The organism is Janthinobacterium sp. ROICE36 (genome assembly GCF_002869965.1).
Classification (GTDB): Bacteria; Pseudomonadota; Gammaproteobacteria; order Burkholderiales; family Burkholderiaceae_D; genus Janthinobacterium.
On record NZ_PEBS01000011.1, the window covers coordinates 78,610 to 102,533 of the forward strand.

Below are 23,924 nucleotides of genomic sequence, written 5' to 3' on the forward strand. Positions count from 1 at the left end.
ATCCTAATCCACCGTAAAGCAAGTCGTTGTGTAATCGAAAGCGCCTGTGCCAATCAAGAAACCCGAATCCAAAGCGGCTGTAAAGCCCACTAAAGTTACCACGAAAGCCGAAAAGGCGCTCGACCGGCCAGAAGCGCGCGTGACCAGCGCGCCCGTGGTCAGCCAGACTACCGATGCCGCCACACTGGCGGCCATCGATACATCCGGTTATGTCTTGCCGTCGGTAAAAGTGCCGGGCCGCCGCGGCCGCAAGCCAAAAGAATTCCAGCCAGAAAATGATGAAGTCGCCGCCCTGAACGCCGTCGAGCGGGCCGAACTGAAGGCTGTCGACAAGGCCAAGGCCAAGGACCGCAAGGCGAAGGAGCGCGCGCTGTTGAAGGACGCGTTCTCGTCCGACACGGAAGCGAGCGAGGAAGAACTCGAGCGCCGGCGCCAGAAACTCAAGACCCTGATCAAGTTCGGCAAGGAACGCGGTTTCCTGACCTACGCGGAAATCAACGATCACTTGCCCGAGAACATCGTCGATCCGGAAGCCATCGAAGGCATCATCGGTACCTTCAATGACATGGGCATCGCCGTCTACGAACACGCGCCCGATGCGGAAACCTTGTTGTTGTCCGATAACGTTGCCGTTGTCACCAGCGATGACGAGGCGGAAGCGGCGGCCGAGGCCGCATTGTCGACCGTCGATTCCGATTTCGGCCGCACCACCGACCCCGTGCGCATGTATATGCGCGAGATGGGCTCGGTCGAACTGCTGACGCGCGAAGGCGAGATCGAGATTGCCAAGCGCATCGAAGATGGCTTGAAAGACATGATCCAGGCCATTTCCGCCTGTCCCGTGACGATCGCCGAGATCATCGCCGCCGCCGACCGCATCGCCAACGAAGAGACCAAGATCGACGAAATCGTCGACGGCCTCGTCGATGAAAGCGAACCGGTCGCCGCCGCTCCTGTCGTGGCCGCTCCCGTCGAAGAAGACGAGGAAGAAGGCGAAACTGAAGAAGAGGAAGTCGAAGAAGAGGAAGAGGCGAACGCTTCCGGCGCGGCCGGCTTCTCGGCCGAGCAGCTGGAAACCCTGAAGCGGACGGCGCTGGAAAAATTTGCCGTCATTTCGCAGCAGTTCGACAAGATGCGCCGCGCTTTCGAAAAAGAAGGCTACAACTCCAAGCCCTACGCCAAGGCGCAGGAAGCCATTTCGCAAGAACTGCTGGGCATCCGCTTCACGGCCAAGGTGGTGGAAAAGCTGTGCGACACCCTGCGCGGCCAGGTCGATGAAGTGCGCCATATCGAGAAACAGATACTCGACGTGGCCGTGAACCGCTGCGGCATGCCGCGCGCCCACTTCATCAAGGTCTTCCCGGGCAATGAAACCAATCTGGACTGGGTCGATGGCGAAGTCAACGCAGGGCACGCGTACAGCGCCATCCTGGGCCGCAACATTCCGACCGTCAAGGAACTGCAGCAGCGCCTGATCGACCTGCAGGCGCGCGTCGTCTTGCCGCTGCCGGACTTGCGCAACATCAACCGCCAGATGGCGGCCGGTGAAATGAAGGCGCGCAAGGCCAAGCGCGAAATGACGGAGGCCAACTTGCGCCTGGTTATTTCGATCGCCAAGAAATACACGAACCGGGGCCTGCAATTCCTCGACCTGATCCAGGAAGGCAATATCGGCCTGATGAAGGCTGTCGACAAGTTCGAGTACCGTCGTGGCTACAAGTTCTCGACCTATGCCACCTGGTGGATACGCCAGGCCATCACGCGCTCGATCGCCGACCAGGCGCGCACGATCCGCATTCCCGTGCACATGATCGAGACGATCAACAAGATGAACCGGATCTCGCGCCAGATCCTGCAGGAAACGGGCGCGGAACCCGATCCGGCCACCCTGGCGATCAAGATGGAAATGCCCGAGGACAAAATCCGCAAGATCATGAAAATCGCCAAGGAACCGATCTCGATGGAAACGCCGATCGGCGACGACGACGATTCCCACCTGGGCGACTTCATCGAGGACAACAACACCCTGGCGCCCGCCGACGCAGCGCTGCACGCGTCCATGCGGGGCGTGGTCAAGGACGTGCTCGATTCCCTGACGCCACGCGAAGCGAAAGTGCTGCGCATGCGTTTCGGCATCGAAATGTCCACCGACCATACTCTGGAAGAAGTGGGCAAGCAATTTGACGTGACGCGCGAGCGCATCCGCCAGATCGAAGCCAAGGCGCTGCGCAAGCTGCGCCACCCATCGCGTTCCGACAAGCTGAAAAGCTTCTTGGAAGCCAACTAGAAGCCAATAGGGCTTGACGTGCGCCGCTGATACCCCTATCCTCGCGTGTCCGTTTCCAAAACGGCCGCGCGAGGCGGGTGTCAATAACGCCGCCACGCCGCAGTCCCCCTTGGGCCTCTAGCTCATGCTTGGTTAGAGCAGCGGACTCATAATCCGTTGGTGCCGTGTTCGACTCACGGGAGGCCCACCAAAATTAATCAATAAAAACAAGGGGTTGCGATTACTTGCAGCCCCTTTTTTTATTTTAAATTCGGAAAAGGTTCAACGGAAGTTCAACCGAGATTTAGCGCGGAAATCGGGTTCAACTGCCGCGTCTCTTGTAGGTGTTCCGGTGAGAGGTGAGCGTAACGCATGGTCATCGCCAAACTTTGGTGGCCGAGGACTTTTTGTAGCGCCAATATGTTGCCGCCATTGATTATGAAATGGCTCGCAAATGTGTGCCGCAGGATGTGTGTCAATTGACCGGCAGGCAGCTTCAGTTCGGATCGCTTCAGACCGTCCCGGAATGCGCTGTAAGCGGTTGCGAAGATTCTCTCGTCGTCGGACTCGGCATTGTTGTCATGACCGCCATGCGCCTTGTAGTGCTTTTTCAAGGCGGCTTCGAGGTCTTTTGTTATCGGGACGCCGCGAGCCTTGCTTGATTTTGTTTGAACGAACTGGATGACACCGCTGCGGGCCTGAGTTATGCGTAATGCTTCCGCCTCGCCCCATCTCGCGCCAGTCGATAGGCACACCTTTGCTATCAAGGCGACGTGTGGATTTTGGGCTTTCTCCAGTTCGTCGAGCAACCGGGCAATTTGGGCTTTCGCAAGGTACGACAGCTCGCGCTCCTGTATCTTGAACGCCCTCAATTTTTTCAGAGGGTTATCCTTCTTCCAATGGTTCAATCGGATTAGTTCATTGAAGACTGCTCGAAGGTACGCATGCTCACGGTTCATGTTGTTTGGCGTGAGGCCTTCAACAATTCGTTGAGCGCGATATTCCGCGAATTGGTCCGCTGTGAACAGGTCGCTACGAGGATCGCCCATTGCGGCGCACATCGCTAACAATCGACGGTGCGTGTCGGCTCCGGCTCGTAATCCAGAACCATGATGGCGATACCAAATATCGACAAGATCAGATAATTTTCGCTGATCTTTTTTTGGCGGCGACCATTCTGGCGTTTCCTGCACTTTGGCTTGAATGTGGCGCTCCCAAGCGAGCGCTTCTGCCTTGGTCGGGAATGTCTTCTTTACTCGCTTCCCAGAACGGCCGCCAGGTTGGATGTTGACCTGCCAGCCGGTCCTAACTGCTTTGATTGTCATTGTTCTGCACGATCTTGTTGCCAACGACTTCAAATGCCAGCGCGTTTGTTGTTTTGTCGTAAAACTTACCGTCGATGACGTTGTAGCGTTCCGCTATTTGCAACGGGAAAATGATTTCATCTTGATTCAATTCCTGCCCGGTTAGATTGACTGGTTCGATTGAATTTTCCATGTTTAAAGTGTCCTCTCTTGTTTCATCTCGATTATCAGGTCACGCTTTTTCTCAAGCTGATTTTTGGTCGCAATAAATTTACCTAAAATGGCGACGACCGTGTTCGCTTCGCCAAGTTCCGAAGCGGATTTCTCTATTCCTTTTGTAATGCCCCTCATCATGTTGTAGGTGCTTATTGCATCGTCGATTCCCAGCTCGACTATGTAATTGTCGAGAAATATCTCGACCCAACGAATCTTTTCGAGTACGTCGATTCTGTTAGTCGGGCCGCGCGGCTTCTCTTCGCTCGCATTGATCATTTCAAATTCGGTGAGCGTTTCCAGCTCGTCCAGTGATACGGGTTTGCGCGTCGTCGCATTGCCGGAAATTTTCACAAGTTCGCTAAACAGCCTTGACGAAATTGCGGATTCTGTCAGCTGTCCGTGCGCGGAAAAATCCGCCCTCGGTTTTTGATGACCATACCTTTCATCGGATACGCCGGTGGCAAGCCAAAAAGCATACTCAGGCCATTGTTTGCAAACAGCCTCAAGCATGACCAAAGTGGCATTTTGCTTGCCACTAAGCAATTTTCGCCACGTCTCACCCGCGATGCCAGTCGAAGCCTCAAGAGTCTGCGTACGCTTCTTCCCGTCGAGCTTGTGCTCGATGGTCGTGCGTATCCGATCAGAAATTCTTTCCATTGTTTGACAATCCATCATCGTTGCGTTATATTCCGTAAATCGGAATACCATTCCGGTTTCGGGAAAATCAATCCAACTACTGCAAGTTGAATCCAATTATGAGCGATGCTAAGCCTACTGTCATGCCTTTGTCGTCTGGCGCAGTCCCGCCTCTGGTGACACGCGAGCGTTTTGCCGAGATGTGCGGCCTTCCGGTCGGTGTCATTACGGGGTGGTGTAACAAGGGATTGGTTCCGTGTGTGTCCATCGGGAAATATAGTCTTATCAATGTGGCGCTTCTGCAAAATCGTTGCATAGCGCAAGAATTCGCATGAGTTCCCCCAAAACGTTAGCAGAGCGCCTTGATTGGATGGCTAGGAATCTACCTGGTTTCGCGCAAGAGCTAGAGGATGTAAAAGCCATCGAGCGCCGGGCCACTTGTGATGTTGCAGCCATTCTGCCTGTTCGAAAACAGGATGCCGATGCCGTGGCAAGGATTGCTCAATACGTTTCTTCGGACCTCGTGGGTCGGCTCGATTGGTGGGCCCACCCTGACCGACAGTTCATGCGTATTGATCCTCAATGGTCGCTTGTATACGCGAACTTGCTTAAGGCAGCTCGTTCAGCATGATTGACTCCAAACTCATTCCGCCGAAGATGTCGAAACTCGCCAAGCCAGTACCGCTTCACAAGCGGAGGCTTATCGGCAACGGATCGTCGCAAGCCCCCTCTTGGGTCAGGGACGCGGTCCCTATAAGTGCGTTGCAATTCTCCAACCGTTCCCGTCCACTCTCTTCGGCGATAACTTACAAACTACTTTGTGCCGCTGGTGTGCTTGTCCAGGGGAGCGCCTCTGATTTGCTGTTATGCATTCTTGCAGCCCGAGAAGCGAAGGCGGTCTGGAGTAATCGCCTTCCCGATAGCTCTTTCCGCATTCACATTTTTTACCCCAACCGGCAGCGTGTTCCCGCAGCAGACATTGCGGCTGCGCTCAGAGCACTTGATAACGCGGATGTAAGGGCGGCTGTCGCTCTCCGTCGCGCCGCTGGGGCGTCAAACTCGCCTGCCCGCAGCGCAGCGAGGACAGCCGTGTTTGAGGCTCCAGCTGGCCGGGGTTTGGCGGTTGCCGTAGATGTTGATTTTTGTCAGGCGGGCGTGGTAGCACCGCCTGACAGTCCCGATTTAGGGATTTCCGTTTGCGGCACGGCTGGTGCTTCAGGTGCTTTCGCGTAATGGCCTACGACACCGTTAAATTGCGGTCCCCCGCTCTCAGTCCGGCTGTGATCGAGCAGGCAAAGAGCATGTCATTGCGCCGCTCTGGTGTCGAAATGGCTACCGGCGAAGAGAAATACGTTTTATTCGCAGGTGAACTGTTGGGATCGTGGGATTCGAGAATTTCTGTAATTCCAAAGGATGAGCATTACGTGATCGATAAGAACGGTCGCCCCGTCAAAGAGAGATGTGAGCCGTTTTTAGAGATTGAAGCATCCGTACATAAAATTTTTTTTGGGCACAACGTGTATGGAGGTCCGACCGATTTTCGGCAGGTGTGCCGCGACTTCGTTGCGCTTGTCGAAGAGCTGCTGGAGACCGAGCTGCCACTGGCGGATTACTGGACAGTCCACCGTGTAGATGTCGCCCTGGTGTACCGACTTCCGAAGCTGGCATGCAAGGAATTTTTCGATGGAATGCAGGTCATGAGTTTTCCACGACGCCATCGGGGTTCCGCCAAATACGCGATGGCGGTGTACTTCCCAGGGAAGACAACGACCGTCAAGTTTTATCACAAGGGCACCGAATTTCAAGTGCACGAGCGTAGTCGCATGCGAGGATTTTTTACGAATTTGTTCAAGCACTTGTATGGAAAAAACGACCCGAAAAATTACGAACGGGCCGAACGAAAATTAGAGGCGCTGCAGCGTCTAGCGGATAGCAGGCTGCGGGCCGAGGTTGAGATTCATTCAGATAAATTTCAATACGATTTTGAAAAAAATCCGTTGGTCAAAGAAGTGACGGACGCGTACTTGCAGCAGGTCTACGACAGGGAAGTAGAGAAGCTTTTGCGGGAAGGGAAACAAGCAATGGATACGGTCAGGGGAAGCAGGGCAGTTCTGAGCAGGCTTAAGGCGGTATACGGCCCGTCAACTGGGGCGCGGCTCTATGGTTTTTGGTCATCGTTGTGCACTCTCGGAGACGAGGTGACGAGAGAACAATTCGCCAAGACAGTGTTTTACAGAAATCGAAAATTGCTTGAAGACGCTGGCGTTTCGTGGCGTGGAACCGATGTGACAGTGGTGGCAAATGACGGGCTGCTACCGGTAGATTTTTCTCCGATTAGAACAGACAAGCGACTGTGCTATTTACCGGCGCGCAATCGTGAAGAGTACCAAGTAAGCCGGGAAACGATGCGCCTCGCGGCGTGAAAGGAATTGCTGTGGCAGAAGCGAATGTAATGAAGATGGAAGACAAAAAAGGGCAACTCTCCGTGAAGTCGATGCACGTCGTTGTCACTGGTCGTATTGAAGGGTCGAAGACTTACGAGGGTAAGCGCTACACCCAAGTGATGACGCCAGCTGCGGACGCGTATTCCCGCCCCCAGTTGGTAGAGATCCGCAGCAAGTCGCGCTTGGGCGACAAGGGCGAAGAAATTTCTTGCCAGTGCATCTTGGGTGGTTTTCAGCGCAAGGCATACGAAACAAAAGACAAACAGTCCGGAGAAATCGTGAAGGTGATTCCGGTCGAACATACGCTCGACTTGTGCGAGGAATAGTCCATGGCGGTGGGGGCTGAGCAAGTGGTACTCGTATGCGTTTCCGCGAAAGTTGGGCAGGCTCCCTGCGGAAAGGGCATGGCGCCGGGCACCGTTGCTGCATATTTGATCGACCCTACCCAGGCATCCAGCATCAATGCAGCTTTGGCACCTTTCGACTATGGCTATGCGTCAGCTATTTGGGCACTAGCATTTTCCATGGTCGTTGGTTTGTATGTCGTATCACACGGCATTGGTACGGTCCTCGGCTTTTTACGCCGGGGTTAATTGTTTTTCGTGGCGGGGCGTTTCCCGCATTTTCTCTGAAAGGTTGTTCTATGAAATTTTCTTCGCTGACAAACAAAGCCGCCCTCATTGTGTCCACGGCGCTGGCCGCCCCAATGGTCATGGCAGGCCCTACCGGCCCTGACTTGACTCCGCTGACTTCAGCCATCGATTTCAGTACGGTCATTACCGCCGTGTTGGCGATCGCTGGCCTGCTGGCTACCGTCTACCTCGCTATCAAAGGCGCGAAGATCGTGCTTGGTATGTTGAAGTCGACGTAACTGGTTCGCGGTAGGTTTTGTCCTGGGCGTTGGCATTTTGCCGCGCCCTTTTTTTTCAATAGGGGTGCGCCGTGACGATCAATGATCTTTGGTATTTGTTTATTTTCGCCTGGGGAATTGTTTGCGGTTGGTCCGTTGTCAACGGCTTGAAAACTGGCTGAGGTGATCCATGCGTAAATGTCTTGTGCTATTGCTTTCGTTTTTGTTGGTGTGCCAGTCCTGTCTTGCTGCTGCTGTGCCTGTCAGCAGGATGCAGGGTTCTACGTCAGGTTTGATCCAGCAAAAGGTGGCGAGTAGGGGTTTTGCTGCGAATGATCCACGCTACGGTGCAACGCTGACGGCGGTCACTGGTACTGTAGCAACGATTGCGGGTACTGCTGCCGCTGTTGCTGTTGGTACGATTACTGCACCGGCGTGGGTGACAGTGCTTCTCGCTGCGGGGGTTGGCACGGTCGTCACTTATGCGGTCACCATGGGTATGGATGGTCTATTCAATTGGTTGTTTAAAACGGACAAGATTGATGTATCGACGTTGGCCGGTAACGCTTATTCCGGTGTCGGTTCTACCGGGCCTGTTTGGCAGAGTTACGCCCCGTATGGCGGGGTCAACACGGCAATCTACGGCGGGGATGGTGTTGCGGTAGCACGCGAGGCGCTTTATGCCAGGATGGTCGGTGATGGTGTTACACCGTTGGTTCCGACTTGTTATCCCAACGCTACCTACGCCAGCTGCGTAAAAGGTGGATACTCAACATCAGCTTCTCTCGTGGCTGACGGATACACTCCACCGGTGAACTGTCCAGGTGGGCAGCTCTATCGCGTCGGCACTGGTTGCGTTGCATACGCCCATCCTCTGCCTCCTGGGTATTCTGCGGTCGGTCAGACACCGCAACAGGCTATTGACGCACTTACGGATGCCGAGAAAGCAAAGCCCCTTAATCCCGATCTGATGGCGGCCTCTGCAAACTTGATTTGGCAAAAAGCTTCGGCTGCCCCTGGCTATGACGGCATACCTTATTCGCCAGCGGACCCGATTACATCAGCTGATGCTTTGAAGTGGAAAAATGCTAATCCGACGACGTACCCGACTGTAGGCGATTTTGTCGCTCCGCAGCCAGCTGCTAACTCGCCCTGGTCGATGCCGGTGTCGCCGACTGCAACGACTCATGACCCGGCTGTGAAGCCGGGGACTGCTACCAATCCCGCCGCCGCAAATCCGCTTCAAAACTTGGGTAGCGATCCAAATATCGGTGCGCCGGTCATGGAGGAAACACCTACCGCCGAGAGCATTTTGAAGCCGCTAATGGACTTGATGCCCGGCTTTAAAAACTTCGCCGTGCCGCAGCACAGCGGTGTGTGCCCCAAGCCTGAATTTGCCATTTTTGGGAAGCGCATCATCATGGATAGCCAATGCAATCTTGCTGAGCAAAACAGGTCCGCGTTATTTGCGGTCATGGCCGCTGTATGGGCGTTGAGCGCCGCCTTTATTGTGTTGAGGGCTTGATATGTACGGAATTCTTTTATCTGCGTTAAACACGCTTTTAGGCTTCGTACTCAGGTCGGTCATCATTAAGTTCGGGGTCTTTTTTGCCCTCTACTTCGTCGTGACGGGCTTTGTCGCCGTTCTTCAGTCGTCGGGGTTATTGCCATCGTCATCGGCTGTTTCTGGTGCTCTCGGTGGTATTCCATCGGGCGTTTGGTATTTCCTTGATTTGTTTGCTGTGTCGCAGGGAATTCCGCTGATTCTTTCCGCGATGCTCGCTCGCTTCATCATTCGTCGTATTCCCCTCATCGGATAACTCATGCCAATCAATGCGTTCGGAGGTGGTCCTGGCAGTGGCAAGACGTACGGCGTCATGGAACACGTGATCTTGCCTGCTGTCGCCGCTGGGCGTTTTATCATTACGAACATTGATGGTTTGAACGTACAGGCAATCTATGACTATGTGGTTGAGAACTACTACAAGGACAAGATCATCTGTATTGGGCATATCCGCACTTGCTCGAGGTCTGCCCCTGGTGAGCCCGGTTTTTTTCCGGGAGACTCGTCGTTGGACAAACCCTGCGGTTTCCCGGACCCTGAACGCACCACGGTAGCGGGCGGTGATTTGGTTGTCATCGATGAGGCCACGCGCTATTGGCCCCAGGGTGAGAAGGTCAGCAAGGAAGCGGCGTTTTTCTTTCGTGAGCATCGGCATTTTTCCAATGACCTTGGTCAGACTTGTGACCTTGTGGTGATCGATCCCGACCTTACTTTGCTTGCGCGTCCGCTCAAGGGCAAGATCGAACTTTCCAGCATCACGCATAAACCAAAGGGTTTGGGGCTGAATCGGTATGTCGTTCGGCTATTCCGTGGATCTCGCGTGACTGGTGCCGCTAAGCCTCAGTCCATCAATGGACCGTATCCTTTCAAGCCTGAGATTTACGCGCTTTACAAGAGCTATTCTCACGACAAGGCGTCCGAACAGCCTATTGATAAGCGACAGAATATTTTCCGCAACAAGGTGGTTTGGCTCTATCTGGGCGGCGGCGTTTGCATGCTGTTCGTGAGTGTGGTTTTGATCTGGCGCTTCTTCAACCCCGATCTAGCTAAGGGACGTGTTGCCAGTAAGGTCGTCGGCTCCATCGCCGGTTCCGGTGAGGCTGTTGTTCCCGGCGCTGTCGGTGCTTCTTCCGCCGCGGGTATCCCGCAGTTCTCCACTCGCTGGCGTGTCGTCGGTTCGTATACAGCCCGAGGGCAGTCATGGGTTGTTTTGGCTGACGATGCTGGTCGGCTGCGCCATGAGTCGCCCGGTGCGTTTATGGGAAGTGGTTCTTTGATGGTTGGCGATGTGGATGGGTCCAGGGCGACCACGTATAGCGGTTCTGTCGCTCGATCTGCCGTGATCCCGGTGGAGGTTCCAAAATGAGGTGTCCAATGATCGTTCAAAAAAGTTTCGCCTCCGCGAAATTTCGCCTCCGCGAAATTCTTGTCGTCGTTACTGCGTTTGCGTTTGTGGCCGTGCCTCCTGTGGTTCAAGCCGCTCAGGTGCCGCCAGCCGGGGAGGCTAAGTTTGATTTTCGCGCTGTTCCGGTTTCTCAGATTATTGGCCTCGTGTACGGGCAGGCTCTTACCGTTCCGTATGTAGTTGATCCGGCTGTTCTCAGTGACGAACGGTTGGTGTCTTTTCGGTTTGATTCTCAGCGTGGAGATTTCCGCCATTTCTGGACGGCGTTCCTTGATTCTCTTGGCTTTGTCGTTCAGACGCGTGGCGGTGTAGATTTTGTCGCTGTCAAGATCGCCGAAAAGAATTCTGCCGCTGTTCGTGACGTGTTCGTTTATCGTCCAAAGTACAGGTCCGTGGGTTACCTTGTTGACCTACTCGGGCCGCTGTTTTCTCCTGGCGCTTTTGCTGCTCAGCGCTTAGTTGCTCCTGCTGGCGGAGATCCTGGTTCGGCGGAAGCGCCTAGAGGATCAGCGGCTGGTGCTGTCAACGTGGATTCGGACACTCTCGTCTTTTACGGCACTGCCGATGAGATCAAGCGCATCAGTGGCGCACTTCCTCAAGTCGATTTATCCGCAGGTCAGGTGATGGTCAAGGCCGTAGTTTATGAGGTCACTACCGGGCAGTCAGAGGTTTCGGCTTTTTCTCTGGCATTGTCCGTATTGGGCGGGCGACTTGGTGTATCGATCAACAAAGGTAGTGAGGCTGAAAACGCTATACGGGTTAGCACCGGGTCCATTGATGCTGTTCTGTCAGCGTTTAGAGGTGATTCGCGTTTCAAGGCCGTATCGACCCCGAGTCTGCGTGTGGTGTCGGGCCATCGTGCTCAGTTGCAGGTTGGCCAAGAGGTTCCTACCCTTGGCTCTGTGTCCTACGCTCAGGGGTCTAGCGCTCCAATTCAGTCGGTTGAGTATCGGTCTTCTGGAGTAATATTCGGCCTGATTCCGACTGTTCGCGATGGGGTAGTGCAATTGGTTGTTGACCAGCAGATCAGCGATTTTTCTCGAACTGAAACCGGCGTCAATAATAGTCCTACTCTTACGAAACGCGGCTTGTCAACTACCGTGAACATGGCTGACGGTGAGTTGATCGTACTCGGTGGACTTGCTCAGGACAAGGCTACTGCGTCTGATAGCGGGCAGTCGTTTTTACCAAAATTCATGAGGTCACGTGCGGGTTCTAATTCCCGCACCGAGGTCATTCTCATGTTGCAGGTAACAAAGATTTGAATGAAAAAATGCAGTAGAATTTCGCCTCCGCGAAACTGGTCAAATGAGGGGCGCGCTAATGATCGAGGTAAGGACTGTCGGGTAGAGATGTGGCGATGTGATCTGCCTACTACGCAATCGAGCGTATGGAAGTGACGCCGGCGGCAGCGCAGTACGCAAATTGGCTGCATAGATGTGACGCTTTGAGCAGCGCACTACGCAGATTGAGTGTAGAGATACGTGTTGTAAGCGATGGTCGTTTCCGAACCCCCGAAATTTAACGACATTCGTTAGCGAAACGTGCTTCGCAACCCCCGAAACGGCTTCCCTTATAAATTGCAGGAGGAACGATGAGTCTAGACGTTGGCCTGAACAGTGACAGTATCAACTACGAAGTGGCGTTGGATATCGCGGGGGAGCGTAGGCAGTTTTTCATGGAAGCAATTCGCTTGGAAAATGCACAGGATTTGCCGTCACCTTTGTTCGTCGAATATTGCGAGGCACGACTTCGATTGATTGAGCATTTTCAAGATGATCTGAGGCCGACAGACTTACGTACCATTGAACGAATTCTCGACAAACATACCAGGATCAATTGGTTATAGCGAGTTAGTTTGTCATCTGCTCTATGGCCCCCAGGCTGGCCTGAGTTGGAATTCGGACATCTTTCGGGCGGTTGCGGTCTGCGCTGCCCGTCTGCCCATCGGCTCCGACCCACGTGTCTGCTCCGCGATCCCCGTAGCCTTAACATTGATCTGAATACGGGTTGCGGGTGACAGTACAGGTCTATCTTCCCCGAAAAATGTCCGAATAGGTTAAGGGCGTTGCCAGATTCCGTGTTGCGGTTTAGCCAGTTGCTTGGCAAATGTTGCCTTGTTGAGGCAAACCATGTGCTATTCTCAAAGTTTCGTGCGGTACAACTTTGGATGGGATATGCCACTTTATCAATGCATAGATTGTAAAAAACCACTGAGTGAAACAGCGACTGGCTGTATCGGATGTTCGTCAACGGACCCATTTGGCAGGCGGCGGGCTGCTCAGAGGCAGCAGATGTATCTGACGTTGTTTGCCTTGGTTGTCGGCGGCTTGTTATTCTTGGCGTTTCATTTTGATGTGCTCACGTTCGCGATGGTTAAGGGATGGATTGCAAGTAGTCAGAATCGGTGAGCTAGTCTCATCGCGATTGTGACGTTGAGGCCTTTTACGCTGGGGGCCGTCGTAGTGTGCGCGTCTCGTATGAAAGCGCCTTGGCGGGCCGGTCTTTCGCTTTAGCGGCCTGATCCCCGTTCAGGGGATCACTTTCCGCGTCACGGTGGCATGAAGGAGCGTTTTGGCCGGTCGTCCCGGCCAGCGACGATGCCAGCCGGGCGGATCGTTTGCATGCCTGGTGGTTGTGACTTCGGCCAGATCGTCGCGGTAACGATATCCTGCCCGTCAAAATATGTGCTAACCTTCAATCTATGAACGCAAACGTCTATCAAGAATTGCAACACTTAAGCATTGCTGAGAAGCGGTCGCTTGGAGAGGCGCTTATCGTTAGCGCAGATAGTGAAGCGTCGGCGCCGCTCGTTCCCGAAAGTCAACGTTCTGAGCTTCGTTCGAGGCTTGCATATCACCGTGCCAATTCTGATGAGGTCGGCGTTGCATTTTCGCAGCTGCGAGCCAACATCTTGGATGCCTTTAGCAAGGCATGACCTTTCAGGTTGTCTACAAACCACTAGCGCAAATCGAGGCCGCAGAAGCCTATGTTTGGTACGCACGGCCCGAGATTGGTATGGGCGATGCGTTTTTAACCGAGCTGGCGCGCACGGACGGTTTTCTTGCAAACAATCCTCTCTTGTATCCTTGTATCGAGGATGAGATTCATAGGGCGAACTTGAGCCGTTTTCCGTTCTCGCTTTTCTTCGTCATTGATGGCGATGTCGTGAACGTGCTCTCATGTTTTCATCAGCATCGGGAGCCAAAAACACGGGCTCAGCTCCTTTAGTTGAAGTGGTTCAACAAAGGTTCAACGGGGTAGTTAGATAACGGTACTGTAATGGTGGATGACGCGCCGTAAGTCTTTGTATAGTAGGGCATTGTTGCACGTTGTTGCGCAACGCTAAGGACTCATAATCCGTTGGTGCCGTGTTCGACTCACGGGAGGCCCACCAGAATTTAGCAGCAATAGAATGAGCCCCGGCGGGTGACTGCCGGGGCTTTTTTCGTGCTGTCGTACAATCGCGGCTTGGTGCTTTGATGAAGGATGAAACGAGATGACGGCTGAAGTGAAGATTGACGATATCGTGGTGGGTGACGGCAAGGCGGCGGTACGCGGCGCGCTGATTACCGCGCATTACCGGGGCTGGCTGGAAGATGGCACGGAGTTTGATTCGTCGCATCAGCGGGGTGAGCCTTTCCGCTGTGTGTTGAGCAATAACAAGGTCATTCAAGGCTGGATTTTGGGTTTGCACGGCATGCAAGTGGGTGGCACGCGCAAGTTGTGGGTGCCGGCGCATCTGGCGTATGGCGAGCGGCAGGTGGGTTTGATTCCGCCGAATTCCAATCTGGTGTTCGAGATTGAGTTGCTGGAAGTGCTGACGCGCGATTGATGTCTGGATGGTGTAGTCAGGCGGATACGACGCCGACTTTTTTCAGCAGTAGTTGCTCGACATCGGCGCGCAGCGCCTGCTGGGTGGGGAAGTTGGCATAGCGTAAGGTGACATACCCTGCCAGCCTGAGCATGGCGTCGCGCTCCTTGTCCTGGCGTTCGCGGCCGGCGTGGCTGCTGTCGTCGAGTTCGATGACGGCGATGACGTGCAGTTGCTGGCTGCACAGGACAAAATCGGCCACCTTGCGGTCGAAATGGTTTCTGTTTGCCCATCCCTTCGCCGTCACCAGCGCGGAAAACGCCACTTGTGCCAGCACCGTGCATTCCAGCACGGTCGTTTGCAGCAGCTGGTACATCTGCTGCTCGCGCGTCGTCATGACGGGTTTTCTGTGCAGCCTCAATGGCTTGCGCGACTTGGCAGCCTGGCGCGTGGCCAGCATGGCAACGAAGAGGATCAAGATCGCGATGGCGAGCAGGGCGGTGTAGGAAGGCATGGGCTGGCACCAGGATGGACGAGTCCTGATGGTACGCGAACAGCGGCGTGTTTTCGTGCCGCTGCCAGCGTATTTCAGGTGGTGCGCTTGTGGAAGATCAAGCCTGCTTCAGCTTGACTTGCATCAGGTCCAGCGCTGGCACGATGTCATGCAGGCTGGCCACTTCGCAAGTGGGGACGGCGGCCGAGGTATTGGCCATGCTGTCCGGGTTGAACCAGCAACTGGCTATGCCGTAGCGGTTGGCGCCGAGGATGTCGGCGTCCAGGCGGTCGCCGATGATGATCGTTGTTTCCTTGTGGAATGCTCGCGCCATGTTGGCGGCGTATTCGAAGAAGCGCACGTCCGGCTTGGCGTGGCCGCACGCTTCGGAGGTGGCGACGAAGGAAATATAGTCGCTCAGGCCGGAGGCGGCGATACGGCGGTTCTGGATGGACTCTACGCCGTTGGTGATGATGCCCACTTCGCCGATGCGCGACAGGGTTTCGCATACTTGCTTGGCGCCATCGATGAGCACGACCGTGTCCGGCAGCGATTCCAGATACAAGCGGCTGGCCGTTTCCGGGTCCATGGCTATGCCATTCAGGGCAAACGTCTTGCGGAACCGTTCTACCTTCAGGAAATCCTTGCTCACCTCACCCGTTTCGAAACGTTTCCACAGGTCGACGTTTATTGCCTGGTAGTGGGTGAACAGCCCGTCGATGCCGTCGCGCAAGCCCAGTTCGTGCATGGTATGCAGGAACGAGCGCTTTTCGGATGCCCTGAAATCGAGCAGGGTATCGTCCAGGTCAAACAGGAATAATTTGTATTTCATGGCATGTTGTTGAAAGTGTGGAACTTGTCTTGCATCGTAGCACGTAGCGCTGAATTCGGTTGGCCGTGCCCTGCGCGGGCGATCCGCTACAATCGCTGCCAGACCCGTCACTTTCACTCCATTCCTCCCATGACCCAGCTCTCCGTCAACGTCAATAAAATCGCCTTGCTGCGCAATGCGCGCGGCCGCAATTTCCCGGACCTGCTCGCGTTTTCCGCGCGCTTTCTCGACTTGGGGGCTGCCGGCATTACCTTGCACCCGCGCCCGGACCAGCGCCATGCGCGCTACGATGATGTTGCCCCATTGCAGCGCCTGTGCGCGGAGCGGGGACGCGAGCTGAATGTGGAGGGCTATCCGGCGGCGGAATTTTTGCAGGTGGTAAAAGTCGCCCGCCCGGCGCAATGCACGCTGGTGCCTGACATGCCGGGGCAGCTGACGTCCGATCACGGCTGGGACATCGAGCAGCATGCGGCGCTGTTGCGTCCCGCCATTGCGCAATTGAACGACTTGGGCGTCCGCGTCAGCTTGTTTGTCGATGCCGATTGCCCGGCGCTGGAATGGGCGCGCGAGGTGGGGGCCGCGCGCGTTGAACTGTACACGGAACGGTTTGCCGAGAGTTATGGCGGCGCGCAGGCCGATGCCGTATTTGAAACGTATTTACAGGCGGCGCGGCGGGCACAGGCGCTGGGCCTGGGCGTGAATGCCGGGCACGACCTCGATTTGCGCAACCTGGCGCGCTTCCTGGACATTCCCGGCATCCTGGAAGTGTCGATCGGCCATGCGCTGATGGTTGAATGCATCGAGCAGGGCATGGATAAGGTGCTGGGCCGTTACCTTGAGATATGTCAATCGTAGGCACCTTGGGTGGCGACGCTGGCCGGCCGCTACAGCCTGAGCGGGACTGGCCCTTCTTCGCTGCCGTTTCCAGCGAGCACCCGGCACTGGCGCAGGGGCGAGGATGGGTTAGTGCCAGATGCTTGAGTGACGTTTACCTATCCACCCACCAGTTGAGCAAGGTCTCATCGTCGTCGTCATCGAGGTTGACGTAGATATTGGCGAAGTACCATTCCACGCCCGTCGCCGTGCGGAAGGCATCGAAGGGACCGTTGACGTTGTAGATGCCGTGGTGTCCCGGCACGCTGAAGGTAAGATTGCCCTTGTACTGGCCGTCCAGGGTGCCGCCCAGCTGGCTTTGCACGTCGCGTTCGAGCTGGTCCACTGCTTCTTGCGGCACATCGTCAGCGTAGATCTGGATGCAGAAGTTGCCGCCGCGCGTTAATACTTCGGCGGGGGCCAGTGGGTCGGCAATGTTGACGATGTCGCCGCGCGCCAGGTTCAGGGTCAGGCCGGGCGAGGCCAGCAGTTCGTAGACGTGCTCGTCAATCTGGCGTGCCGGCAGGGTTTCATACACGGGGCCGTCGGTGTTTTCACCTGCCAGTACGCGGATATGCGGCAAGCCTACACAATTGATATCTTCCATTCATTCTTTCATCGTACCGGCGCCATGCGTTGCGCGCCGCGCCAGGGAGGGGGTTATCGCAATATTGTACCGGGTACGTGCCGGCTGGCGGGGTACGCAACGGTGCAAACGAGGAGAGTCCATGGAGAAAGTGGTGCAGGCAGGCGGCTGTTTATGTGGCGCCGTGCGCTCCGAAGTGACAGGCGAAGGCAGCAATTCGCACTGCTGCTCGTGCCGCAATTGCCACCAGCACACGGGCGCGCCGACGGTGGCGTGCGTGGAGTTTGCGCGTGATCAAGTGCGCTGGACGGGCACGGCCGGTGCACCGGCCACTTACCATTCTTCCGCGTATTCCAGCCGGGCCTTTTGCGCCGCTCGCGGCAGTTGCATCGGCGCCATCGACGATGCGCCCACGGTAGCCTTGCTGGTGGGCAGTTTTGATGATACTGCCCAGGCTGCCTTTAAGCCCGAGTACCACTCGTTTGACGATGCCAGACCGGGTGGGTGGTCGCCAGCACCGTTGCTGATGAGCCGCGTCTGGCGTGTGGCACAGCGCCGCGTGTCTGAAACCGGCCTGCGGGCATCGTGCGAAACCTGGTGCATGCGCCGGAATGAAAAAAGCACGCCGAAGCGTGCTCGCGCTGATGACTAGCGCTGATGACTTAGTTATGAGTGCTGATGCCGCTGCGAAACTGCTCGAAACCGGCACGGGCGGCCTTGTAGCAATTGCCGGCGGCCGCTTCCAGGCCTTCGCGGTCGAGCACTTCGACCGTGCCGCGGCGGTACTGGATCAAGCCTTCGTCCTGCAGCTTGCGGGCCGTGACGGTGACGCTTTCGCGGCGCACGCCCAGCATGTTGGCCATGGTGTCTTGCGTAACTTTTAGCTCGTTCGACAGGGAACGGTCAAGGCGGTCCAGCAGCCAGCGGCACAGTTTTTGTTCGATGCTGCAATGACGGCCGCCCACCACGTTCTGTGCCATTTGCGCAAACATGGCGCTGGTGTAGCGCATCAGCAATTGTGCCAGCGCACCGCCCTCATTGAACACTTCACGCAGGAAGGCAGTTTTCAGGCGGTAGCCGTAGCCAGCGGTCTGTACGATGGCGGTGCAAGTGGCGCGCTCGGCTTCGTACAGCACCACGCCAGCGACACCTTCGCGGCCAATGACGGCGATCTCGGTGGTGGCGCCGTCTTCCATCACATACAGCAGGGAAACGATGGCGTTGGTGGGAAAATACGTGTATTCAATCTTGCCGCCGCAATCGAACAGGTGCTTGCCAGCAGGCAAAGCGACCAGCTCCAACTGGCAAAACAGGCGCTCCAGATCGGCGCGCGACAAGGCGCGCAGCAATTCGTTCTGTTGCGCGCCCGTGATGCTGATCATGGGCGTTGTTGGCGCGGCTTGCCAGTTGTGCTGGGCTGCGGCGTGGCTATTCGTTGCTGGGGTCAGGTTGCTATAAGCTTTGTACATGGTAGGGCCTCATTTTCTGATTTTGTTGGATGGCGCTGCTTTTCTGGCTTGCTAGCGTTGTGCTGAATCTTGTATCCACTATAGGACGAGGGGGCGTGGGCGGCCATCGGATGAGCCGACGCGCTTATGTAGGCTAGGAACATTGCCTCGTGTCATCCGACTCCTACGCCTGCTTCTGCATTTCCCTGTAGAAACAATGGTGCCTGGGAAATAATGCGACACGCTGCCCGCTACACGCGAACTATAGACACAGGCAGCGGTCCAACCACTGTGCGTGGAAGTACAACGGCAATAAAATATTGCCTCTCGGAAATTTGATGCGCATTTCGATAGGAGTTGCTGTGCTTGCTCTGCAACCTTGCTCACTTCCGCTCCATCCCGCCCTCATTGCGCGCGCTGCGCCGCGCATGTGCCGGTGCGCGCGCCTGTCTGGTCTGGTTTCCCCGTTTAATGAAGGAAAGCAAGGCATGAAATGGTTTTTGATCTGAAAATTGCCACCAAGCTAATTTTGTCGTTTGGTGCCGTGCTGGTATTGACGGCGGCGTTGGGCGTGTCGGCGATCTTTTCCATGGCGCGCATCAATAGCGCGTCGACGGACCTGTCCACCAACTCGATGCCCAGCGTGCTGGCAGCCATGTCCATGCGCAGCGATGTCAGTGATTTCCGCCACCGGGAACTGGCGCACATGCTGGCCGCGCAGGATGCCGACATGGCGCAGAATGAAACGCGCATGACGGAAACGCAGACCAAGCTGAAGGCCGATGGCGACAACTACCGTCGCCTGATTTGCGAACCGGGCGAGCAGGAAGTCTTCGAGCGCTTCCTGGCGCTCAACGATGAATTCATGCGCCTGCACGCAATCATGCTGAGCCTGTCGCGCGAGATGAAGAAGGAAGAGGCGCTCGCGCTGGCCGTGGGGCCGTCGGCCAAGGTCATGGCAGACATGATGGTGGCCCTGGATAAACTGGTGTCCATTAACACGGACGGCGGCGTGCGCGCGAGTGCCAGCGCCGATGCAAGGTATGCGGCCTCGCGCGCCAGCCTGATCGGCTTGCTGGCGGGCATCGTCGTCCTCGGCATGCTGCTGGCGCTGTGGGTGGCGCGCCAGGTGGCGGCCGGCGACTTGACGGCGCATATCGTTGTGCAATCGCAAGATGAAACAGGGCAATTGATGCAGGCCCTGAAGGACATGAATGCCCGCCTGCAGAACCTGGTGGGCCAGGTGTGCAGCGGCACCGATACCATCGCTACGGCGTCGAGCCAGATTGCCGCCGGCAACCAGGATTTGTCGTCGCGCACGGAAGAGCAGGCCAGTTCGCTGGAAGAGACGGCTTCCTCTATGGAAGAGCTGACCTCGACCGTCAAACAGAATGCGGACAATGCGCGCCAGGCCAACACCATGGCGCTGATCTCGTCGAGCATCGTCATCGAAGGCGGCAAGGTCGTCAGCGGAGTGGTGGGCACGATGGCGTCGATCAATGCCTCGTCGCGCAAGATCGTCGACATCATCGCCGTCATCGACGGCATTGCTTTCCAGACCAAATATTCTGACCCTGAATGCCGCCGTCGAGGCCACCGAAATGCGCAACCTGGCACAGCGCTCGGCTGCGGCGGCCAAGGATATCAAGGTCCTGATCGGTGATTCGGTCGAGAAAGTCGAGGCGGGATCGGTGCTGGTGGACCAGGCGGGTCGCACGATGGAGGACATCGTTGCCAGCATCACCCGCGTGACGGACATCATGAGCGAGATCACTGCCGCCAGCAGCGAGCAGAGCGCCGGTATCGAGCAAGTCAACCAGGCCATCGCCCAGATGGACCAGGTGACGCAGCAAAATGCGGCCCTGGTGGAAGAGGCGGCCGCAGCGGCCGAAGCTATGCAGGAGCAGGCGGCCAGCCTGAGCGCCGTGGTCAGCATCTTCAAGCTCGACGTTACCAGCGCCGCCGTGAGCTGGCCGCGCGCGCCAGTCAGGGCGCAGGCAGTCGTCGCCCCCGTACCGGTGTCGCGTGAATTGGCCAGCACGGCGCGTCGCATGGCGCCAGTGGATGAGTCGGAAAGCTTTTAATTAAGAAATTAAGCGCGCTTGCGCGGTGTTCTGATGCTTTGGGTGGCACGCGCGGCAGCGGCTTGCTGGCGCTGTTGCCAGGCCCTCAGGGCCTCTTCGTAGGCGGCCAGGTGTTCCTGGTACATTTCCAGCACGCAAAAGGTGCAACCGCTGTGGCAACACTCGTCATTGCCCGGCTTGCTGGGTGCTTGCGGTTGCGGATCGTGGGGTAAAGGCGGGTTGGGCATAGTGGCGACAGGGGACGGCGGAGCTGGCATCATACGGCATTCCGGCGTGCCATTACTGGAACGCTTTTTGCTCAAAAATCACGGTTTCCGTGTACAGTTGCGGTGAATTAGGGTATCGTTTACAGCACTGATATTGTATCTTCTGCGCGCGATGTTCCGCCGGCGCGATCTCCGCCGCCATCGCAGCACATCTCTTCGACGCTCCCGCATACGCCCTACAGCATGTCCCGGAGCACGGAGGTGCCGCAAGAACTATGATCCATGGCTTGCAAGACGGAGCTGCCTGTGCCCAGAAATGTTGTTTATTGAGAAAGCATGGCTTCCGCAGTGCGGAGGCACACCAGAAAATTTATGTCTGAAACCGAATCGACTCCTACGCCCAGCCCGGCGATTGCCCCTGAAGCGGCACCCGCTGCTGCACCCGCACCTGCCGCATCCGCTGCCCCCACCCTGACTTTTGCCGACTTTGGCCTCGCGCCTGAAATCCAGCGCGCACTGACCGACCAAGGCTACACCCATCCGACACCGATCCAGGAACAAGCGATCCCCGTGGTGCTGCAAGGCCGCGATGTGATGGGTGCCGCCCAAACGGGCACCGGCAAGACGGCCGGTTTTTCCTTGCCGATCATCCAGTTGCTGCTGGCGCATGCCAGCAGCAGCATGTCGCCGGCCCGCCATCCGGTGCGCGCGCTGATCCTGACGCCGACCCGTGAACTGGCGGTGCAGGTGGCGGAAAACGTCAAGGCCTACGCCAAGCATACGCCATTGCGTTCGACTGTCGTTTTCGGCGGCATGGACATGAAACCGCAAACCGTCCTCCTGCGCGGGGGCGTGGAAATCGTCATCGCCACGCCGGGCCGCTTGCTTGATCATATCGAGCAAAAAAACATCAGCCTTAGCCAGGTGCAGATGCTGGTCATGGATGAAGCCGACCGCATGCTGGACATGGGCTTCCTGCCGGACTTGCAGCGCATCATCAACTTGCTGCCGAAACAGCGCCAGAACCTGATGTTCTCGGCTACGTTCTCGCCAGAAATCAAGAAGCTGGCTGCCACCTTCCTCAACGATCCGCTGACGATCGAAGTGGCGCGCAGCAACCAGACGGCCGACAAGGTCACGCAAGTGGTCTACAAGGTGACGGAAGACCAGAAACACGCCGTGGTGGCCCATTTGCTGCGCCAGCGCGACCTGAAGCAGGTCATCATCTTTTCGAATACCAAGATCGGCGCTTCGCGCCTGGCCCGCGTGCTGGAGCAGGAAGGCATGAGCGCCACGGCGATCCACGGCGACAAGAGCCAGCAGGAACGCATGGCGGCGCTGGAATCGTTCAAGAAGGGCGAGATCGACGTGCTGGTGGCCACCGACGTGGCGGCGCGCGGCCTGGACATTTCCGACCTGCCTTGCGTCATCAACTTCGACTTGCCCTACAACGCAGAAGACTATGTGCACCGCATCGGCCGCACGGGCCGCGCCGGCGCATCGGGCGACGCCATTTCGATCTATTCGGACAAAGACGAGCGCCTGCTGACGGACATCGAAAAACTCATCAAGCAAAGCATCAAGCGCGGTGAATTGACGGGCTTTAACCCGGCTCCCGCCCGCAGCAGCGACAGCGAGCGCCGCCCGCCGCGCCGTGCCGAAGGTGGCGAGGCGCGTCCCGCGCGTGCACCCGAGAGCCGCCATGCTGGCGACAGCAGCCGCGACAGCCGCTCTGCCGAGCGCGGTGCGCGTCCCGCCTTTGGTCCCGGCGCCCGCCGCGAAAAGGCCGATCCCTGGTTCCTGAAACCGTATGAGCCGGCCAAGGCAGCCGCTCCGGCGGCCGCCAGCATGGCGCCTGTTGCGGCCAAGCCAAAGCAGAAGGTGGCGGCGTTGCTGGGTGGGTTGTTAAAGCAATAATGTCGTATGGAAAATGATGTAAGGCGCAGTCTTTATTCATGTTTTTGATATTGAATAACGCTTGCTTCCTGTCGGTCTGGAAGAGATGCCCGCCCACCAAGGCGGGCTTTTTTTGTCGCGGTATAAATATATTTTTTCGATATTCAAGCAACGCTCGGCAATTCTTTATGCCTATGATGATGAATGATTAATTGAGACATACATCTTCATTTTTCATATCGTCAGGCTTGGGCTGCAGTTAATTGATTTTGTCTTTGCCCGTTATTTGATCGAACACCATATTCAAATCCCTGTATTCTTTTGCGGCTATATCCCGCCTCTTTTTGCGGGAAGTACGGCGCGTGGGAAATTTCCATACCCCTCTTCAATGTGGCCCGGCCGCGGGCCGCTAGATGGCTGTGGTCCTGCCTGTGCTGTCGGTTTTGCCGTGTGATGCCGATGCTAACGGCAACAAGTTGCGGGAACGCTTTGGTGGTTGCCTTGCGGTACATCGGACTGCATGCGTAGCCGGAATTTTTTGTGACAAGGTGTAAGACCCTTTTTTTATTGGATAAAGCTGACATAGGCTATGGCTGAGCATAACTGTGAGCTATTGTTGAAAGTGCAACGCGTGTTTGGTCTTTTGCTGTGTTGCATGGCGTTGCCCTGACTATCCTGCGCGCATTGCGCCTCATGTGACAGCATCCTTGTGCACGAAAACACCACAGCGTATCTTTTCACTTGCCGCAAGTGTATTTTTCATGGCGTTATTCTGGTGCGCCATGATTACTTATTTGATAATATTGATATGTTGCTTGATAAGGACCCATTATTCTGTTGCTGGTATTTTGAGTGCTTGGTGGTGTAAGTGTCAAGACCTGCCTGGTTATATACGCGTTTAACGAATAATTCCGGCTTTTTCTCCTGCCATTTCTTCATCGCCTGAATCGGTGTTGCGTTATCCAAGGCGCGCTGGGGAATGTTGTGGTTGTAGATTTTCAGGTAAT

25 protein-coding genes, 1 tRNA gene and 2 pseudogenes are annotated in these 23,924 nt (G+C 56.3%); 19 read left to right on the forward strand and 9 right to left on the reverse strand.

Going from position 1 to position 23,924, the window contains the following annotated elements; translation table 11 throughout:
• The first annotated feature begins 46 nt into the window (after positions 1-46).
• Positions 47-2,287, forward strand: a complete 2,241-nt coding sequence (gene rpoD, locus CSZ94_RS06915; RefSeq protein WP_102120836.1) for an RNA polymerase sigma factor RpoD — start codon at positions 47-49, stop codon at positions 2,285-2,287.
• A gap of 111 nt (positions 2,288-2,398) precedes the next feature.
• A tRNA-Ile gene (locus tag CSZ94_RS06920) sits at positions 2,399-2,477 on the forward strand.
• Between the two features lie 82 nt (positions 2,478-2,559).
• Here the strand turns inward: CSZ94_RS06920 and CSZ94_RS06925 are convergent.
• Genes CSZ94_RS06925 through CSZ94_RS06935 form a run of 3 tightly spaced genes read right to left on the reverse strand, consistent with a single transcriptional unit; the run spans position 2,560 to position 4,443 of the window.
• Positions 2,560-3,591 carry a phage integrase gene (locus CSZ94_RS06925; protein WP_102120837.1) on the reverse strand — a complete coding sequence of 344 codons (1,032 nt, stop codon included), beginning with the start codon at positions 3,589-3,591 and terminating at the stop codon, positions 2,560-2,562.
• Positions 3,572-3,763: a hypothetical protein gene (locus tag CSZ94_RS06930; protein ID WP_102120838.1), complete on the reverse strand. Its 192-nt coding sequence runs from the start codon at positions 3,761-3,763 to the stop codon at positions 3,572-3,574. Before CSZ94_RS06930 ends, CSZ94_RS06925 begins: the two co-directional genes overlap by 20 nt.
• Positions 3,764-3,765: 2 nt before the next feature.
• Positions 3,766-4,443 (reverse strand): hypothetical protein, encoded by a 678-nt coding sequence (locus tag CSZ94_RS06935; protein ID WP_146009755.1) that lies wholly within the window; start codon positions 4,441-4,443, stop codon positions 3,766-3,768.
• A 310-nt stretch (positions 4,444-4,753) separates the two neighbouring features.
• Between CSZ94_RS06935 and CSZ94_RS27550 the strand changes: the two genes are divergently transcribed.
• The 13 genes from CSZ94_RS27550 to CSZ94_RS06995 all read left to right on the forward strand — a co-directional run bounded on the left by CSZ94_RS27550 (position 4,754) and on the right by CSZ94_RS06995 (position 14,520).
• Complete coding sequence (locus CSZ94_RS27550) at positions 4,754-5,053, forward strand: hypothetical protein (protein ID WP_146009756.1); 300 nt, start codon at positions 4,754-4,756, stop codon at positions 5,051-5,053.
• Between the two features lie 601 nt (positions 5,054-5,654).
• A complete protein-coding gene (locus CSZ94_RS06945) occupies positions 5,655-6,845 on the forward strand; it encodes a phage/plasmid replication protein, II/X family (RefSeq protein ID WP_102120840.1) in 1,191 nt (396 codons plus the stop codon).
• 29 nt (positions 6,846-6,874) lie between these two features.
• A complete protein-coding gene (locus CSZ94_RS06950) occupies positions 6,875-7,192 on the forward strand; it encodes a single-stranded DNA-binding protein (RefSeq protein WP_258000814.1) in 318 nt (105 codons plus the stop codon).
• A 78-nt stretch (positions 7,193-7,270) separates the two neighbouring features.
• Complete coding sequence (locus CSZ94_RS06955; RefSeq protein ID WP_102120861.1) at positions 7,271-7,459, forward strand: hypothetical protein; 189 nt, start codon at positions 7,271-7,273, stop codon at positions 7,457-7,459.
• Between the two features lie 50 nt (positions 7,460-7,509).
• Positions 7,510-7,737, forward strand: coding sequence for a major capsid protein (locus CSZ94_RS06960; protein ID WP_102120841.1), 228 nt, complete (start codon positions 7,510-7,512; stop codon positions 7,735-7,737).
• A 169-nt stretch (positions 7,738-7,906) separates the two neighbouring features.
• Positions 7,907-9,241, forward strand: coding sequence for a hypothetical protein (locus CSZ94_RS27555; RefSeq protein WP_146009757.1), 1,335 nt, complete (start codon positions 7,907-7,909; stop codon positions 9,239-9,241).
• 1 nt (position 9,242) lies between these two features.
• Positions 9,243-9,536, forward strand: coding sequence for a DUF2523 family protein (locus CSZ94_RS06970; protein WP_102120843.1), 294 nt, complete (start codon positions 9,243-9,245; stop codon positions 9,534-9,536).
• Positions 9,537-9,539: 3 nt separating this feature from the next.
• A complete protein-coding gene (locus tag CSZ94_RS06975) occupies positions 9,540-10,646 on the forward strand; it encodes a zonular occludens toxin domain-containing protein (RefSeq protein WP_102120844.1) in 1,107 nt (368 codons plus the stop codon).
• Positions 10,647-10,654: 8 nt separating this feature from the next.
• Positions 10,655-11,950, forward strand: a complete 1,296-nt coding sequence (locus CSZ94_RS06980) for a type II secretion system protein GspD (RefSeq protein ID WP_102120845.1) — start codon at positions 10,655-10,657, stop codon at positions 11,948-11,950.
• A gap of 329 nt (positions 11,951-12,279) precedes the next feature.
• On the forward strand, positions 12,280-12,534 hold the full coding sequence (locus tag CSZ94_RS06985) for an antitoxin (RefSeq protein ID WP_102120846.1): 255 nt from the start codon (positions 12,280-12,282) through the stop codon (positions 12,532-12,534).
• Positions 12,535-13,389: 855 nt separating this feature from the next.
• Positions 13,390-13,623 (forward strand): addiction module protein, encoded by a 234-nt coding sequence (locus CSZ94_RS29255; protein WP_219725980.1) that lies wholly within the window; start codon positions 13,390-13,392, stop codon positions 13,621-13,623.
• Positions 13,620-13,916, forward strand: a complete 297-nt coding sequence (locus CSZ94_RS06990; RefSeq protein ID WP_102120847.1) for a type II toxin-antitoxin system RelE/ParE family toxin — start codon at positions 13,620-13,622, stop codon at positions 13,914-13,916. The genes CSZ94_RS29255 and CSZ94_RS06990 overlap by 4 nt, the downstream gene beginning before the upstream one ends.
• A gap of 268 nt (positions 13,917-14,184) precedes the next feature.
• Positions 14,185-14,520 (forward strand): FKBP-type peptidyl-prolyl cis-trans isomerase, encoded by a 336-nt coding sequence (locus tag CSZ94_RS06995; protein ID WP_102120848.1) that lies wholly within the window; start codon positions 14,185-14,187, stop codon positions 14,518-14,520.
• Positions 14,521-14,536: 16 nt separating this feature from the next.
• Here CSZ94_RS06995 and CSZ94_RS07000 read toward each other — a convergent pair whose 3' ends face one another.
• Both CSZ94_RS07000 and CSZ94_RS07005 read right to left on the reverse strand, forming a co-directional pair.
• On the reverse strand, positions 14,537-15,013 hold the full coding sequence (locus CSZ94_RS07000) for a DUF2726 domain-containing protein (RefSeq protein WP_102120849.1): 477 nt from the start codon (positions 15,011-15,013) through the stop codon (positions 14,537-14,539).
• A 97-nt stretch (positions 15,014-15,110) separates the two neighbouring features.
• Positions 15,111-15,824 carry a YjjG family noncanonical pyrimidine nucleotidase gene (locus tag CSZ94_RS07005; RefSeq protein WP_102120850.1) on the reverse strand — a complete coding sequence of 238 codons (714 nt, stop codon included), beginning with the start codon at positions 15,822-15,824 and terminating at the stop codon, positions 15,111-15,113.
• Positions 15,825-15,953: 129 nt separating this feature from the next.
• Here CSZ94_RS07005 and CSZ94_RS07010 point away from each other — a divergent pair, with 129 nt between their 5' ends.
• Positions 15,954-16,679, forward strand: a complete 726-nt coding sequence (locus tag CSZ94_RS07010; RefSeq protein ID WP_102120851.1) for a pyridoxine 5'-phosphate synthase — start codon at positions 15,954-15,956, stop codon at positions 16,677-16,679.
• A gap of 133 nt (positions 16,680-16,812) precedes the next feature.
• On the opposite strand, the gene CSZ94_RS07015 is transcribed toward CSZ94_RS07010, so the two are convergent.
• Positions 16,813-17,304: a DUF4265 domain-containing protein gene (locus CSZ94_RS07015; protein WP_102120852.1), complete on the reverse strand. Its 492-nt coding sequence runs from the start codon at positions 17,302-17,304 to the stop codon at positions 16,813-16,815.
• A gap of 121 nt (positions 17,305-17,425) precedes the next feature.
• Here CSZ94_RS07015 and CSZ94_RS07020 point away from each other — a divergent pair, with 121 nt between their 5' ends.
• Positions 17,426-17,935, forward strand: a complete 510-nt coding sequence (locus CSZ94_RS07020) for a GFA family protein (RefSeq protein WP_102120853.1) — start codon at positions 17,426-17,428, stop codon at positions 17,933-17,935.
• A 10-nt stretch (positions 17,936-17,945) separates the two neighbouring features.
• On the opposite strand, the gene CSZ94_RS07025 is transcribed toward CSZ94_RS07020, so the two are convergent.
• Positions 17,946-18,665: a Crp/Fnr family transcriptional regulator gene (locus CSZ94_RS07025; RefSeq protein ID WP_102120862.1), complete on the reverse strand. Its 720-nt coding sequence runs from the start codon at positions 18,663-18,665 to the stop codon at positions 17,946-17,948.
• Between the two features lie 554 nt (positions 18,666-19,219).
• Between CSZ94_RS07025 and CSZ94_RS07030 the strand changes: the two are divergent.
• Positions 19,220-20,815 (forward strand): annotated as a pseudogene (locus CSZ94_RS07030) (methyl-accepting chemotaxis protein).
• 8 nt (positions 20,816-20,823) lie between these two features.
• Here CSZ94_RS07030 and CSZ94_RS07035 read toward each other — a convergent pair.
• A complete protein-coding gene (locus tag CSZ94_RS07035; RefSeq protein ID WP_258000815.1) occupies positions 20,824-21,075 on the reverse strand; it encodes an oxidoreductase-like domain-containing protein in 252 nt (83 codons plus the stop codon).
• 318 nt (positions 21,076-21,393) lie between these two features.
• Between CSZ94_RS07035 and CSZ94_RS07040 the strand changes: the two genes are divergently transcribed.
• A complete protein-coding gene (locus CSZ94_RS07040) occupies positions 21,394-22,938 on the forward strand; it encodes a DEAD/DEAH box helicase (protein ID WP_102120855.1) in 1,545 nt (514 codons plus the stop codon).
• Between the two features lie 849 nt (positions 22,939-23,787).
• On the opposite strand, the pseudogene CSZ94_RS29415 reads toward CSZ94_RS07040, so the two are convergent.
• A pseudogene (locus CSZ94_RS29415) lies at positions 23,788-23,924 on the reverse strand (IS481 family transposase); the annotation flags it as partial.

What these genes read in the sequence shown, in the direction of transcription:
- CSZ94_RS06925 (WP_102120837.1), bottom strand. Translation starts at nt 3,591, where the DNA reads ATGACAATCAAAGCAGTTAGGACCGGCTGGCAGGTCAACATCCAACCT.
- CSZ94_RS06930 (WP_102120838.1), bottom strand. Translation starts at nt 3,763, where the DNA reads ATGGAAAATTCAATCGAACCAGTCAATCTAACCGGGCAGGAATTGAAT.
- CSZ94_RS06935 (WP_146009755.1), bottom strand. Translation starts at nt 4,443, where the DNA reads ATGGAAAGAATTTCTGATCGGATACGCACGACCATCGAGCACAAGCTC.
- CSZ94_RS27550 (WP_146009756.1), top strand. Translation starts at nt 4,754, where the DNA reads ATGAGTTCCCCCAAAACGTTAGCAGAGCGCCTTGATTGGATGGCTAGG.
- CSZ94_RS06945 (WP_102120840.1), top strand. Translation starts at nt 5,655, where the DNA reads ATGGCCTACGACACCGTTAAATTGCGGTCCCCCGCTCTCAGTCCGGCT.
- CSZ94_RS06950 (WP_258000814.1), top strand. Translation starts at nt 6,875, where the DNA reads ATGAAGATGGAAGACAAAAAAGGGCAACTCTCCGTGAAGTCGATGCAC.
- CSZ94_RS06955 (WP_102120861.1), top strand. Translation starts at nt 7,271, where the DNA reads ATGGCGCCGGGCACCGTTGCTGCATATTTGATCGACCCTACCCAGGCA.
- CSZ94_RS06960 (WP_102120841.1), top strand. Translation starts at nt 7,510, where the DNA reads ATGAAATTTTCTTCGCTGACAAACAAAGCCGCCCTCATTGTGTCCACG.
- CSZ94_RS27555 (WP_146009757.1), top strand. Translation starts at nt 7,907, where the DNA reads ATGCGTAAATGTCTTGTGCTATTGCTTTCGTTTTTGTTGGTGTGCCAG.
- CSZ94_RS06970 (WP_102120843.1), top strand. Translation starts at nt 9,243, where the DNA reads ATGTACGGAATTCTTTTATCTGCGTTAAACACGCTTTTAGGCTTCGTA.
- CSZ94_RS06975 (WP_102120844.1), top strand. Translation starts at nt 9,540, where the DNA reads ATGCCAATCAATGCGTTCGGAGGTGGTCCTGGCAGTGGCAAGACGTAC.
- CSZ94_RS06980 (WP_102120845.1), top strand. Translation starts at nt 10,655, where the DNA reads ATGATCGTTCAAAAAAGTTTCGCCTCCGCGAAATTTCGCCTCCGCGAA.
- CSZ94_RS06985 (WP_102120846.1), top strand. Translation starts at nt 12,280, where the DNA reads ATGAGTCTAGACGTTGGCCTGAACAGTGACAGTATCAACTACGAAGTG.
- CSZ94_RS29255 (WP_219725980.1), top strand. Translation starts at nt 13,390, where the DNA reads ATGAACGCAAACGTCTATCAAGAATTGCAACACTTAAGCATTGCTGAG.
- CSZ94_RS06990 (WP_102120847.1), top strand. Translation starts at nt 13,620, where the DNA reads ATGACCTTTCAGGTTGTCTACAAACCACTAGCGCAAATCGAGGCCGCA.
- CSZ94_RS06995 (WP_102120848.1), top strand. Translation starts at nt 14,185, where the DNA reads ATGACGGCTGAAGTGAAGATTGACGATATCGTGGTGGGTGACGGCAAG.
- CSZ94_RS07000 (WP_102120849.1), bottom strand. Translation starts at nt 15,013, where the DNA reads ATGCCTTCCTACACCGCCCTGCTCGCCATCGCGATCTTGATCCTCTTC.
- CSZ94_RS07005 (WP_102120850.1), bottom strand. Translation starts at nt 15,824, where the DNA reads ATGAAATACAAATTATTCCTGTTTGACCTGGACGATACCCTGCTCGAT.
- CSZ94_RS07010 (WP_102120851.1), top strand. Translation starts at nt 15,954, where the DNA reads ATGACCCAGCTCTCCGTCAACGTCAATAAAATCGCCTTGCTGCGCAAT.
- CSZ94_RS07015 (WP_102120852.1), bottom strand. Translation starts at nt 17,304, where the DNA reads ATGGAAGATATCAATTGTGTAGGCTTGCCGCATATCCGCGTACTGGCA.
- CSZ94_RS07020 (WP_102120853.1), top strand. Translation starts at nt 17,426, where the DNA reads ATGGAGAAAGTGGTGCAGGCAGGCGGCTGTTTATGTGGCGCCGTGCGC.
- CSZ94_RS07025 (WP_102120862.1), bottom strand. Translation starts at nt 18,665, where the DNA reads ATGATCAGCATCACGGGCGCGCAACAGAACGAATTGCTGCGCGCCTTG.
- CSZ94_RS07035 (WP_258000815.1), bottom strand. Translation starts at nt 21,075, where the DNA reads ATGATGCCAGCTCCGCCGTCCCCTGTCGCCACTATGCCCAACCCGCCT.
- CSZ94_RS07040 (WP_102120855.1), top strand. Translation starts at nt 21,394, where the DNA reads ATGTCTGAAACCGAATCGACTCCTACGCCCAGCCCGGCGATTGCCCCT.